Source organism: Arsenicicoccus sp. UBA6765 (assembly GCF_002453335.1).
Classification (GTDB): Bacteria; Actinomycetota; Actinomycetes; order Actinomycetales; family Dermatophilaceae; genus Arsenicicoccus; species Arsenicicoccus bolidensis.
In genome coordinates this window covers 66390-79697 of sequence record NZ_DKGR01000013.1, presented here as the reverse complement: position 1 = coordinate 79697, position 13308 = coordinate 66390, and the positions used below count along the sequence as shown (strand labels likewise).

Sequence of the window (13308 nt, the reverse complement as noted above, 5' to 3'; positions counted from 1 at the left end):
ACGGATCAGTCAGGAGAGCCACCGTTGCACGCCCTGGGCAGCGGCAGCTGCGCCGGCGCGACCACCTGCCCGGTCCTCGCGACCAGCACCGACGGCGGGCGCAGCTGGCGCGTGGCGGCTGTCTTCCCCCAGCACACCGTGCTCGACCGGGCCGACGCCTCCGCGCGGCCGACCCCCCGCACGCTCTCCGAGGTCGTCTTCGCCGACGACCTCAACGGCTGGGTCTACGGCGGGGCGCTGCTGCGCACCACCGACGGCGGACGCACGTGGAGCCCCACCGCCCACCCGGTCGCGATCGTGCTCGCCGTCGAGGCCACCGACGACGAGGTCGCCGTGGCCGCCGTCGACGAGTGCGGGGCCCGGGCCTGCGGCCAGGCCGTGCTCGTGCGCCGCGCCGAGCTCGACGGCACCGTGCCGGTGGACGTCCGGGTGCCGACCACGCGGGGCGACGCCCCGGTGCAGCGCGTCGACCTCGGCTGGCACGACGGCAACGTGCTCGTGTCGGGCGTCGTGGGCACCGACCGAGGCCCGCAGGGCATGCAGGCCGCCTCCGTGTCCGCGACCGGCGCGGCCACGCCGCTCACCGCCATCGACGAGGGCTGCCCCAACTCGATGGGCCTGCAGGTCTCGCGCCCGGCCGGTGAGTACCTCTACGCCCGCTGCTCCATCGGGTCTGCTGCCGGCTCGGCCGATCGCAGCCTCGTCATGAGTGCCGACGGTGGGCGGACCTGGGACTTCACCGCGATGGACCCGGCCAAGGGCGTGCCGGCCAACGCCCTGGTGGCGCCGTCCGACGACCAGCACGTCGTCGCGGCGTCCCCCACGTCATACGTGCTGCAGGCGAGCCGCGACGGGGGCGCCACGTTCGCGGCACCCACGAAGCCTCCGGCCGCGCGCAACGGCTGGGTGGCCCTGCGCCACGAGGCCGGCGGCTTCCTGGCCGTCCCGCGCGGCGAGCGGGGCGTCTACTACCTCGGCAGCCACGACGGCCTGACGTGGCGCAAGGTCCAGGTCGCCGGCGCGCCCTGACGCGCGACGTGGGATCCTGACCGCATGAGCGCGCAGCGTGGCAGCCACGGACCCGGTCGGCTCGGGGTCTCGGACCCCAGCTCGTGGGAGGCGGACGTCGTCCTGCGGGACGGGTCGGTGTGCCACCTGCGCCCGATCCGCCCCGACGACCGGGACCGGGTGCAGGCCTTCCACTCGCGCCAGTCGGCCGAGTCGATCTACCTGCGGTTCTTCGCGCCCATCAAGGAGATCAGCGCCAAGGACCTGACGCGCTTCACCGAGGTGGACCAGGTCGACCGGGTCGCCCTGGTGGCCACGGTGCGCGACGACATCATCGGGATCGGGCGCTACGACACCATCCGCCCGGGGGTGGCCGAGGTGGCCTTCAACATCTCCGACCACTACCAGGGCAAGGGGATCGGCTCGGTGCTCCTGGAGCACCTCGCAGCCATCGGCCAGGAGCTCGGCGTCGAGGAGTTCGTGGCGGACGTCCTCCCGCAGAACCGCAAGATGATGAAGGTCTTCACCGACGCCGGCTACGAGGTCAAGCACCACTTCGACGACGGCGTCATCGCCGTCACCTTCCAGATCCGGCCGACCGTGCGCTCCGAGCTCGTCCGGCTCTCGCGCGAGCACCGCTCCGAGGCGGCCAGCATCCGCACCGTCGTCGAGCCGGCATCCGTCGTCGTCGTGGGGGCCAGCCCCCGCGTCGAGGCACTCGGTCACCTGATCCTCGACAACCTCCTGCGCGGCGGCTACACCGGGGTCCTGCACGCCGTCCACCCGACGGCGTCCGAGGTGCTCGGCGTCCCGTGCCACCCCTCGGTGAGCGCGATCGGCGAGCCCGTCGACCTCGCCGTGGTGGCCGTCCCGGCGTCCGAGGTGCTGGGCGTCGTCGACGACTGCGCCGCCGCGGGCGTCAAGTCCCTCGTCGTGGCGTCCTCCGGCTTCGCGGAGTCCGGCCCCGAGGGACAGGAGCGGCAGCGCGCACTCCTGCAGCACGCCCACGCCAACGGTCTGCGCGTCGTCGGACCCAACACCATCGGCGTCGCCAACAACGCCCTGCACCTCAACGCCACCGTCGCACCCCGCCTCCCCAAGCCGGGCACGCTGGGGCTGTTCGCCCAGAGCGGGGCGCTCGGCGTGGCGGTCCTGGACGCCGCGCAGAGGCGCAACCTCGGCGTCTCGGTGTTCGCGTCCGCGGGCAACCGCGCCGACGTCTCCGGCAACGACCTGATGCAGTACTTCATCGACGACCCGGGCACCGAGGCGGTCGGCATGCACCTGGAGTCGGTGGGCAACCCCCGCAAGTTCTCCCGCATCGCCCGCCAGCTCGCGGCCTCCAAGCCCGTCATCGTGGTCAAGTCGGGGTACTCCGGCTACTCGGTCCCGCCCGGCCACCCGGTGCGTCCCACCCGGGTGCCCCGCGAGGCCTTCGACGCGATGATGACCCAGGCCGGGGTCATGCGCGTCGAGAACGTCCACCAGCTCTTCGACGTGGCCGCGCTGGTGACCTCCCAGCCGCTGCCCCGGGGGCGTCGGGTGGCGATCGTCGGCAACGCGCACGCGCTGGGCGCCCTCACCGGGGACGCCTGCCTGGACCGCGGGCTCGAGGTCACCCACGGGCCGGTGTCGCTGGCTCCCGAGGCGACGGCCGAGGCCTTCGCCCAGGCGCTGCGCTCCGCGCTCGAGGACCCCGCCGTCGACGCCGTGCTGACCTGCTTCATCCCCCCGCTGGTCACCGCCGACGAGTCGATCGTCAGCACCGTCGCGCAGGTGGCCGCCGGCAGCGACAAGCCGGTCCTCGGCACCTTTCTCGGCATGCGGGGCGTCGCGGACCCCCGGACCGGTGAGGGTCCCGGACACGTGGGGTCGGTCCCGGCATACCCCATGCCCGAGGACGCCGTCCTCGCCCTCGACCAGGCCGTCCGGTATGCCGCCTGGCGCGAGGCCGACAAGGGCGAGCGGGTGAGCTATGACGACATCGACCGGCACGCAGCCTTCGCCGTGATCGACGGCGTCCTGCAGGACGCGCCGCAAGGCCGGGCGCTCACCGACGACGAGGCCCACGACCTCCTCGCGGCCTACGGCGTGCCCGTATGGCGCCGCGTGCGGGTCTTGTCGCCGGACGAGGCGGTCGCGGCCGCCGCCGTCGTGGGCTATCCCGTCATGATCAAGTCCGTCTCCCAGGTGCTGCGGCACTCGCCGGGGCTCGGCGCGCTCCGGCTGGACCTCGACGACGAGGAGGAGGTGCGCGAGGCCTACGGCCACCTGGTCACGCGCTTCGGCTCCCTCGGCGACCTCGCCCTCGTCGTCCAGGCGATGGCCGGGCCCGGGGTGGCCTGCGTGGTCCGTTCCACCGAGGACGCGCTCTTCGGACCCGTCGTGAGCTTCTCCGTCGCCGGCGCGCCCACCGAGCTCCTCGGGGACGTCAGCCACCGCATCCCCCCGCTGACCGACCGCGACGCCAGGGAGCTCGTCACCACGGTCAAGGCCTTCCCGATGCTCGACGGGCACCGCGGCGCCGAGCCGGTCGACCTGGCGGCGCTGCAGGACGTCGTCGGACGCGTCTCCGTGCTCGCCGACGACTTCCCCGAGGTCGCCGCCCTCGAGCTCAACCCCCTCAACGCCCGCCCCGGCGGCGTCGACGTGCTGGGCGCCGAGATCACGCTGGCCCGGCCCGGGCTGCGCACGGACTCCGACCGTCGAGCCATGACGGGTTGACGGCTCGCAGGTGCCACAATGGCGGCCATGCCTCGCGCCTCGCAGACCCCGGCCGACCTGCTCCCGCACTCCTTGCGGCGTGACATCGAGCGGGCCGGCTACTACCCGGCCCTCGTGGCCGACGTCGTCGCCGAGGCCGCCTGCGGCGAGGAGGTCGTCGAGCACCTGGTCCACCAGGAGACGACCTTCGACCACGACGGGATCCTGCGCCACGTCACGGTCCTCGTGCTGACGCCCTCGCGGCTCGTGGTGGGGCACGTGGACGACCACGTCGACGCCGCCTCGTCCGCCGGGGTGCCCCGCACCGGACGCGCGGCCGACCGCCCCGTCGACACCGTCGTGACGGCGACCTCCGAGTCGGTGCCGCTGTCCTCGGTCCGCGGGGTCATGCTCACGCACGTCGTGGCGTCGGCGACGTCATACCGGCCCGGCAGCCTCGGGGGAGAGGTGACCGTCTCGCTCGGGTGGGGCGCGGTCAACCGCGTGGACCTCATGCCCGCCGACTGCGACAACCCGGAGTGCGACGCCGACCACGGCTACGAGGGCACGATCTCCAGCGACGACATCTCGTTCCGCGTGAGCTCGGACGCCGACGGCCCCGAGGCCGTGGCGCAGGCCCGGGCGTTCGCGCGCGCGCTGTCCCTCGCCACGGGTCGCTGACGTGCGGCGGGAGGTCGTGGCCCGGCTGGCGGACGCCTACACCGGCCTGGGGCTCGCCGACGTGCTGCCCGGGGTGGCACGGTCCCTCGGGGTGGACCTGGGTCCCCGCGAGGTGGGGCGACTGACGCTCCCGCGCTCGCGGCGCGCCGTGGTGGTGCTCGTCGACGGGCTCGGCCGCCACCTGCTCGAGGCGCGCCGCGGGCACGCGCCGTTCCTGCGCGGCGCCATGACCGGCTCGCCGGGGCTGCAGGCGGGATTCCCCTCCACCACGGCCACGAGCATGGGGACCTTCGGCACCGGCCTGCCGCCGGGCGCCCACGGCCTCGTCGGCTACCAGGTGCTCGTGCCGGGCGAGGACCGCACGTTCAACGAGCTGGCCTGGGACGAGGGCGTCGACCCCTTCGTGTGGCAGCCGCACGACACCGTCCTGCAGCGCTGCGAGCGCGCCGGCGTCGCGGTGACCCGCATCGGGCCGCACTACTTCGACGGGTCCGGGCTGACCAACGCGGCGCTGCGCGGCGGAGCCTTCCTCGGTGCCAAGGACCTGGACGCGCGGGTCGAGGTCGCGGCGCGCACCGCGGCGGCGGCGCCTCGCACCCTCGTCTACCTCTACTGGGGCGAGCTCGACAAGACCGGCCACGTCCACGGCTGGGAGTCGCCCGAGTGGACCGCCGAGCTCGAGCACGTCGACGACCAGCTCGCCCGCCTGCGCCGGCTGCTGCCCGAGGACTGCGCCCTGCATGTCACCGCCGACCACGGCATGGTCGACGTGCCCCTCGACCGTCGCCTCGACGTCGCGGCCGAGCCGGACCTGGCCGCCGGCGTGCGCCACGTCGGGGGCGAGCCGCGCTCCCTCCAGCTGTATGCCGAGGACCCCGGCGCCTCGTCCGTCGCCGCCATGGTCGAGCGCTGGGCGGCCCGGCTCGGTGACGACGCGCTCGTCAGGACGCGTGAGCAGGTCGTCGACGAGGGCTGGTTCGGCGTGGTCGGCCCGGCGGTCGTGCCGCGCATCGGTGACGTGGTCGTCGCCATGACGGGGTCGATGGCGGTGGTCGACTCGCGCATCATGCGTCCCGAGCTGATGGGTCTGCTCGGCGTGCACGGGTCCGTGACCGAGCAGGAGACCGCCATACCCCTGCTGACCTGGCCCGCGAGGAAGAGCTGATGATCGACGGTGACGACGGTGAGGACATGGACGACGAGGATGCGGTCCGCCCGAGCCCGGACCAGAACCCGCTCTTCGGCATCTGCCACCTGGCGCCCGCCGTCGGTCGCCTGCGCTTCCACGCGGGGCTGATGGGCGCGGGCAAGTCGGCGCTCGCGATCCAGGTCGGCTTCCACCGACGGCAGGCGGGCCGCCCCGGCCTCATCTTCACCTCCGCCGACCGCGCGGGGTCCGGCACCCTCTCGTCCCGGCTCGGCCTGTCGGTGTCTGCGCGGGAGTTCACCGAGGAGACCGACTTCGTCGCGACCGTCGGCGAGGCCCTCCCTGCTCGCGGCTTCGTCATCGTCGACGAGGCCCAGTTCCTCACCCCGGGCCAGGTCGACGAGCTCGCCCTGCTCGTGGACCAGATGGCCGTCGACGTCGACTGCTTCGGGCTGCTGACGGCCTTCGACTCGCACACCTTCCCCGGCTCGCAGCGGCTCGTGGAGCTCGCCGACGACATCCTCGACCTCGTCGAGGTGCTGTGCTGGTGCGGCCAGGCGGGCCGCGTCAACGCCCGCATCGAGGGCGGCGAGGTCATCCGGTCGGGCTCGCAGGTGGCCGTGGGCGACCTGGGCGGGGGCGCGGGCGCGACCTACCGCGTGCTCTGCCGACGGCACTGGCGCGAGGGCGAGCCCGGTCCCGGCGTCCTCTGACGCGATGTGACCTGCACCACCGACCCCCGGCTCGGGTGCCTGCGAGGACCGGGCTAGGTTGGGGCCACCAGGGCGAGCACCGACGGCTCGTGACCAGAAGGTTGTCAAAGGGGACGATCGATGACGACGTACGTATACGACTTCGAGCACGGTGACAAGGACCAGAAGGACCTGCTCGGGGGCAAGGGTGCCAACCTCGCCGAGATGACCAAGCTCGGCCTCCCGGTGCCACCCGGCTTCACCATCACCACCGAGGCCTGCCGGGCCTACCTGGAGCAGGGCCAGGCCCCCGCGGAGCTCGGGGTCCAGGTCACCAAGGAGCTCCGCCTCCTGGAGCAGAAGATGGGTCGTCGGCTGGGCAACGCCGACGACCCTCTCCTCGTGTCCGTGCGGTCCGGAGCCAAGTTCTCCATGCCCGGGATGATGGAGACGGTCCTCAACATCGGTCTCAACGACGACTCCGTCGAGGGGCTCGGCCGCATCGGCGGCGACGAGCGGTTCGCCTGGGACTCCTACCGCCGGCTCATCCAGATGTTCGGCGCCACGGTCATGCACATCGAGTCGAGCCGGTTCGCCGACGCCCTGGACGCCAAGAAGGACGAGCACGGCGCCAAGACCGACCCCGAGCTCAGCGTCGACGCGCTCCGTGAGCTGGTCGACGAGTACAAGCAGATCGTCCGCGACGAGACCGGCCGGGACTTCCCCCAGTGGCCGCGCGAGCAGCTCGACATGGCGATCATCGCGGTGTTCAAGTCGTGGAACACCGAGCGCGCCCGGCTCTACCGCCGCCGCGAGCGCATCCCGCACGACCTCGGCACCGCCGTCAACGTCTGCACCATGGTGTTCGGCAACATGGGCGACACGTCCGGCACCGGCGTGGCGTTCACCCGCGACCCCTCCACCGGTCACTCGGGCCACTACGGCGACTACCTGATCAACGCCCAGGGCGAGGACGTCGTCGCCGGCATCCGCAACACCATGTCCCTGGCCGACATGGGCACCCACCACCCCGAGCCGTTCAAGCAGCTCGAGCAGAACCTCCACCTGCTCGAGACGCACTACCGCGACCTGTGCGACGTCGAGTTCACGGTCGAGCGGGGCAAGCTCTGGATGCTGCAGACCCGCGTGGGCAAGCGCACCGCCAACGCGGCCTTCCGCATCGCGGGTCAGCTGGTCGACGAGCAGCTCATCACGATGAACGAGGCCCTCGAGCGGGTCACCGGAGAGCAGCTCGTCCAGCTGATGTTCCCGCAGCTGGACCCCGACGGGGATCGCACGCTGCTCACCAGGGGCATGGCAGCCTCCCCGGGCGCAGCGGTCGGCACGATCGTCTTCGACTCGGCGGCCGCCGTGGCCAAGGCCGAGGCGGGGGAGAAGGTCCTGCTCGTCCGCCGTGAGACCAACCCCGACGACCTGTCGGGCATGATCGCCTCCGTCGGCATCCTCACCGCCCGCGGCGGCAAGACCTCCCACGCCGCCGTCGTCGCGCGCGGCATGGGCCGCACCTGCGTGTGCGGGGCCGAAGAGCTCCAGATCGACGCCAACGCCAAGACCATGGTGGTCGGCGACCGGACCTTCGGCGAGGGCGACTGGCTCTCCATCGACGGCGCCACCGGCGAGGTCTTCGAGGGCGAGCTCGAGGTCGTCCCCAGCCCGGTCATGCGCTACCTCGAGGAGGGGATCGAGCGGGGTGTCGAGGGTCTCGACGACGAGACCACGGAGCTCGTCAAGGCGGTCGACCGGCTGCTCACCCACGCCGACAAGGTCCGCCGCCTCGACGTCCGGACCAACGCCGACACCGCCGACGACTCCCGCCGCGCCCGGCAGCTCGGCGCCCAGGGCATCGGCCTGTGCCGGACCGAGCACATGTTCCTCGGGGACCGCCGCGTGCTGATCGAGCGGATGATCCTCGCCACGTCCGACGAGGACAAGCAGTCGGCGCTCGACGCGCTGCTGCCGCTGCAGCGCCAGGACTTCGTCGAGATGCTGGAGGCGATGGACGGGCTGCCCATGACGGTGCGCCTGCTCGACCCGCCGCTGCACGAGTTCTTGCCCGACCTGACCGAGCTGTCCGTCAAGGTCGCGGTCGCCGAGGCCAAGGGCGAGCCCGACGCGCGCGACGTCGAGCTGCTGACGGCCGTGCGCAAGCAACACGAGTCCAACCCGATGCTCGGTCTGCGCGGCGTCCGCCTCGGCCTGACCGTCAAGGGTCTGTTCGCGCTGCAGGTGCGGGCGCTGGCCGAGGCCGCCGCCATCCGCAAGCAGGCGGGGGGCGACCCCCGGCCCGAGGTCATGGTGCCGCTCGTGGGCTCCATCAACGAGCTGGACCTGATCCGGGACGAGGCCGAGCGCATCATCGCCGAGGTCGCCGAGCAGCAGGGCGTCGAGCTGCAGATGCCGATCGGCACCATGATCGAGCTGCCGCGCGCCGCCCTCACGGCCGAGCGCATCGCCGAGTCCGCCGACTTCTTCTCGTTCGGGACCAACGACCTGACCCAGACGACCTGGGGCTTCTCGCGCGACGACGTGGAGGCGGCGTTCTTCACCAACTACATGGACAAGGGCGTCTTCACGGTGTCGCCGTTCGAGACGATCGACCGCACCGGCGTGGGTCGGCTGGTCCAGCTCGGCGCCGAGGGCGGCCGCGCGGGCAACCCCGGCATCCACCTCGGCGTCTGCGGCGAGCACGGTGGAGACCCCGCGTCGATCCACTTCTTCGACTCCGTGGGGCTGGACTACGTGTCCTGCTCGCCGTTCCGCGTGCCGGTCGCCCGGCTCGAGGCGGGCCGCGCCACGGTCGGGGACAGCGACGCCACCGCCTGACCTGCCGTATGCCGTGCGCGCAGGCCCTGGACCTCCAGGGCCGGCGCGCGCGGTCGTCCCAGAGCAGGACGCAGATCGTCCGCATCCGCTGGGAGGCTGGGGGCATGAACCTGCGTTGGTACACCATCGTCATCGACTGCCACGACATCGCCGCCCAGGCCCGCTGGTGGGCCGAGGTGCTCGACTGGCACATCGTCTACGAGGACGAGCACGAGGTCGCCGTAGTCCCACGGGACATGTCGGAGGATCCGATCGCGGCCGACCGCTGGGCCTCCACCCCGCCCGGGCTGGTGTTCGTCCCGGTGCCCGAGGGCAAAGAGGTCAAGAACCGTCTCCACATCGACCTCGCCCCGCACGTCAGCGACGACCGCCAGGCGCAGATCGACCGCCTGGTCGCCCTCGGGGCCCGTCGGGTCGACGTGGGTCAGGACCGTGCGGACGTCACCTGGGAGGTGCTCGCCGACCCGGAGGGCAACGAGTTCTGCGTGCTGTCCTCGCGGGACCGCTGAGCCGGAGGCGCTAGGGGCCACCGCGTCAGACGGTCATTCCGGCTTGGCGCCGAACATGATGTCGTCCCAGCTGGGCACCGACGGCCGACCGGCCTTGCGTCGGGCCTGCGCCCGCCGCTGCGAACGGTTGGTCGCCGGCTGCTCTGCCTCCGGCTGCTCTGCCTCCGGCTGGTCTGCGTCGGGCTGCGCGGCTGCCGGCGGCGCGGGCTCCGCCCGACCAGGCTGCGCGCCGACCGACGGATCGGCCTGCGGCAGCTTGTTGGACGACTTCTCGGACTCCACGTCTGCCGCCCTGGAGCTGGTGCCGCTCGTGCGGTCCGCCAGCGACGTGGCCTCGTCGATCGGGGCAGCGCTGTCGTCGGGCATGTGGGGCACCTCGGTGGCGCGGCTCGGCGAGGCCACCTCAGCGCCCTCGCTCGCGTCGTCGTCCCGGTGGTCCAGCTCGGGCAGGGCGACCTGGCCGGGCACGCGTGGGTGAGGTCGAGGCGCGGGGTTCGCCGCGTCCTCGGTGCCGTCGTCCGGCCGCAGCGACTCCCGGCTCACCGGGCCCCCCTGGGGCAGCGCCGGCTCGTCGGGTGCGGGAGGCGTGGAGGCACTCGCGGACTCGAGCTCCCGGTCGGCGATGACCTCGTCCACGACGGCGTCCAGCTCGCCGACCGACCCCTGCGACAGGGCGGCCGCGATCTCCTCACGCGCCAGGGGCACCGTGGGCGCGGCCCGTGACCCGGCGCCCCTCGCTGCTGCCGGCGCGTCCGACGGGTCTGGTGCGTGCTGCGCGGGCTCTGCGTCCCCTGTGTCCTGTGCGCCCTGTGCGTCTGTGTGGCTCGACGTCGGACTGGTAGCCGTCTCATTCGGGGCGGGGGGCGGGGGCTGCTGCGCGCCGCGCTTGCGCGACCGTCCGCGTCGCGCTGGGGCCGGTTCGACCGGAGCAGACTCGACCGGGGCCGACGCGGGCTCGACCGGCGAGGTGACGCGCGCCGGGTCGTCGCCGGACACGGGGATCAGTGACTCCTGGGACGCCACCGGACGGGCCGGGCGTGACGGGGCGCGCCGGCGACGCGCCCTGCTGCGCTCGCGCATCGAGTCGACGAGGTCGCTGTCCTCGTCCTCGTCGTGCTGGCGGCGGGCCCGGGTGGGCTCGGTGGCCGTGATGGGGCGCAGGTCGTCGCCGCGGTCGTCGTCCTGCTGCGCGGAGTGGATGCCGCCCTCGGACTCGACGTCGTAGACGCGGGGGGTGGCGTTGAGCGGCACCAGTGGAGCGGGGCCCGGCGTGGCAGGGGCGTCGTCGCCGCTGAGCCAGCGCGCCTCGTCGTCCACCGGGTCGACGGCACGGGTGCTGAGGTCGAAGTGCCAGCGGGCCTCGCGCAGCCGGCCGCCCGCGGCGAAGGTCAGAGCAAGGGTCCACGGCGAGTCCGCGGCGCGCCACGCGTCCCAGGACGCGCTCGTCGGGTCCACGCCGCGCTCGGTGAGACGGTCGGCGACGCGGGCACCCAGCAAGGGGGCGGTCTGCCCACCGCCGGTCCGCAGACGCACGGTGGTGGCGAGACCGGCCACGTGCTCCCGCTCGGCGATGATCGGCCCCTCGTAGCGGGCGATCTTGTCGAGCGACCATCCCGTCAGCTCGGCGACCTCGTCGGCGGACGCGCCGGCGCGGATCAGGGCCTGCACCTGTCGCGGGCCGGCGGACGGCGAGGCGGGGCCGTCGCCGGGGCGCGGACGCTCGTGCCGGATGGCGGACCGCAGCGCCGCGTCCAGCGGGACGCGGTAGCGGGTGCCGTCGTCGGTCGCGAGCAGCAGGTGCACGCCGTCGTCCGAGATCCCGACCAACCGCAGGTCCTGCACGCTCATGAAGTCTCCGTCCTACCGCTCGCAGGCGCGGCGCGGGCGATGCCCAGCACCTGCCCAGTACACGTCCACCCTAGGTTTTCACGGAACGGGACGTCCACCAACCGACCACGCCGACCGCCGCAGCACCGGCCCACTAGGCTTCGCCGAGACATGCTGAACTCCTACCCCCAAGCCCTGCTCGGCCTCGATCTCGTCGGCGTCTTCGCGTTCGCCCTGTCCGGAGGCCTGGTCGGCGTCCGCAAGGGGCTCGACATCTTCGGCGTGCTCGTGCTGGCCTGCGTGACGGCGCTCGGCGGCGGGGTGATGCGCGACGTCGTCCTCGACGTCCCACCCGTCGGTCTGACCGACTGGCGGCTCGTCCTCGCGGCCGTCCTGGCCGGGCTCGTGGCCTTCGGCTACGCCCACGTGGTGCAGCGGCTGTCCAAGCTGGTCCTGACCTTCGACGCCGTCGGTCTCGCGACGTTCGCGATCGCCGGCACCGTCAAGGCGCTGAGCCTCGACGCGCCGGCCCTCGAGGCCGTGCTCGTCGGGCTCATGACGGCCGTGGGCGGTGGCATGATCCGCGACGTCCTGGCCGGCGTCGTCCCGGAGGTGCTCCGCACCCAGCTGTATGCCGTGCCCGCCCTGGCCGGCAGCGCCCTGCTCGTGGTCCTCACGTCGCTCGAGGTGACCGGGCCCCTGCCCAGCGTGGCGTGCGCCGCGTTCGTCTTCACCGTCCGGATGGCCGCCCTGCGGTGGCGCTGGTCGGCCCCCCGACCCCCGAGGAGCATCCCGTGACCAGCCATCCCTGCGACCCCTATGACGCCGTGCTCGTCCTGTCCTTCGGAGGTCCGGAGCGCCCCGAGGACGTGCTGCCCTTCCTGCGTCAGGTGACCGCCGGACGCGGGATCCCCGACGAGCGGCTCGCCGTGGTCGGCCAGCACTACTACGACCGCGGTGGCCGCAGCCCGGTCAACGACCTGGGCCGCGCCCTGGTGGCGGCGCTGCACGACGAGCTCGGTCGCCGGGGCGTGGACACGCCCGTCGCCCTGGGCAACCGCAACTGGTCGCCGTGGCTCGTCGACACCCTGCGGACGCTCCACGACGCGGGGGCTCGCCGGGTCGTGACGGTGGTGACGAGTGCCTTCTCGTCATACTCCTCCTGCCGTCAGTATCGCGAGAACCTGGCCGACGCCGTCAGCGAGCTGGCGGCCGAGGGGCGCGTCCTGGACGTCGACAAGGTGCGCGTCTATGCCACGCACCCGGGGTTCGCCCGCACGATGGCGTCGCTCACCGCCGACACCGCCGCCGCGCTGCCGCGCGAGGTCCTGCCGTCGACCCGCCTCGTCCACGTCACGCACTCGATCCCGCGGTGGATGCAGGACTCCTCCGGCCCGGCGGACGCCCCGGACGTGTCCTACCGCCACCAGCACGAGCAGCTGGCCGCGCTCGTGGACGCCACCGTCGAGGAGCGGATCGGTGTCCCCGTGCCCAGCTCCCTGGCCTACTGCTCCCGCTCCGGCCCGCCCTCGCAGCCGTGGCTCGAGCCCGACATCAACGACCAGCTCGAGGTGCTCGCTGCGGAGGGTGTCTCCGACGTGCTGGTCGCCCCGATCGGCTTCGTGTCGGACCACATGGAGGTCGTCTACGACCTCGACACCGAGGCCATGGCCACGGCAGAACGGCTCGGCCTGCGGCTGCACCGCGTGCCCACCGTGGGCACGCACCCGGACTTCGTGGCCGGGCTGGCCGACCTGGTGCTCGAGCGGGCGGCGCAGGCCCGCGGCGAGGAGGTCGAGCGTCCTGCGGTCGCCCCCGGCCCGCTGTGGTCCACCTGCCCTCCTGGCTGCTGCCGGGGCCGCTCGGGGCGACCGGCCCTCTGCGGCGGCTGACGGCG

The 13308-nt window shown here is 73.3% G+C and carries 10 protein-coding genes; 9 read left to right on the top strand and 1 reads right to left on the bottom strand.

Annotation, left to right across the window (positions count from 1 at the left end):
• From B4K29_RS02720 to B4K29_RS02690, 7 genes are all read left to right on the top strand, one after another.
• On the top strand, window positions 1–1029 hold a 1029-nt coding region (locus tag B4K29_RS02720), incomplete at its 5' end, for a hypothetical protein (protein WP_286966327.1).
• Between the two features lie 24 nt (window positions 1030–1053).
• Window positions 1054–3732, top strand: coding sequence for a GNAT family N-acetyltransferase (locus B4K29_RS02715; protein WP_286958006.1), 2679 nt, complete (start codon window positions 1054–1056; stop codon window positions 3730–3732).
• 18 nt (window positions 3733–3750) lie between these two features.
• On the top strand, window positions 3751–4392 hold the full coding sequence (locus tag B4K29_RS02710) for a DUF5998 family protein (protein WP_019284742.1): 642 nt from the start codon (window positions 3751–3753) through the stop codon (window positions 4390–4392).
• A 1-nt stretch (window position 4393) separates the two neighbouring features.
• A complete protein-coding gene (locus B4K29_RS02705) occupies window positions 4394–5557 on the top strand; it encodes an alkaline phosphatase family protein (protein WP_240483909.1) in 1164 nt (387 codons plus the stop codon).
• A complete protein-coding gene (locus B4K29_RS02700; protein ID WP_286958005.1) occupies window positions 5557–6252 on the top strand; it encodes a thymidine kinase in 696 nt (231 codons plus the stop codon). The genes B4K29_RS02705 and B4K29_RS02700 overlap by 1 nt, the downstream gene beginning before the upstream one ends.
• Window positions 6253–6372: 120 nt before the next feature.
• Complete coding sequence (gene ppdK, locus B4K29_RS02695; RefSeq protein WP_029210016.1) at window positions 6373–9075, top strand: pyruvate, phosphate dikinase; 2703 nt, start codon at window positions 6373–6375, stop codon at window positions 9073–9075.
• Between the two features lie 104 nt (window positions 9076–9179).
• Window positions 9180–9584, top strand: coding sequence for a VOC family protein (locus B4K29_RS02690; RefSeq protein WP_286958760.1), 405 nt, complete (start codon window positions 9180–9182; stop codon window positions 9582–9584).
• Window positions 9585–9617: 33 nt separating this feature from the next.
• Here B4K29_RS02690 and sepH read toward each other — a convergent pair whose 3' ends face one another.
• Window positions 9618–11432, bottom strand: coding sequence for a septation protein SepH (sepH, locus tag B4K29_RS02685; protein ID WP_286966326.1), 1815 nt, complete (start codon window positions 11430–11432; stop codon window positions 9618–9620).
• Between the two features lie 150 nt (window positions 11433–11582).
• Between sepH and B4K29_RS02680 the strand changes: the two genes are divergently transcribed.
• Window positions 11583–12209, top strand: a complete 627-nt coding sequence (locus B4K29_RS02680; protein ID WP_051273945.1) for a trimeric intracellular cation channel family protein — start codon at window positions 11583–11585, stop codon at window positions 12207–12209.
• The gene (locus B4K29_RS02675; protein WP_034251030.1) at window positions 12206–13303 is read left to right on the top strand and encodes a ferrochelatase; all 1098 of its coding nucleotides are present in this window, start codon (window positions 12206–12208) and stop codon (window positions 13301–13303) included. The genes B4K29_RS02680 and B4K29_RS02675 overlap by 4 nt, the downstream gene beginning before the upstream one ends.
• Window positions 13304–13308 lie beyond the last annotated feature (5 nt).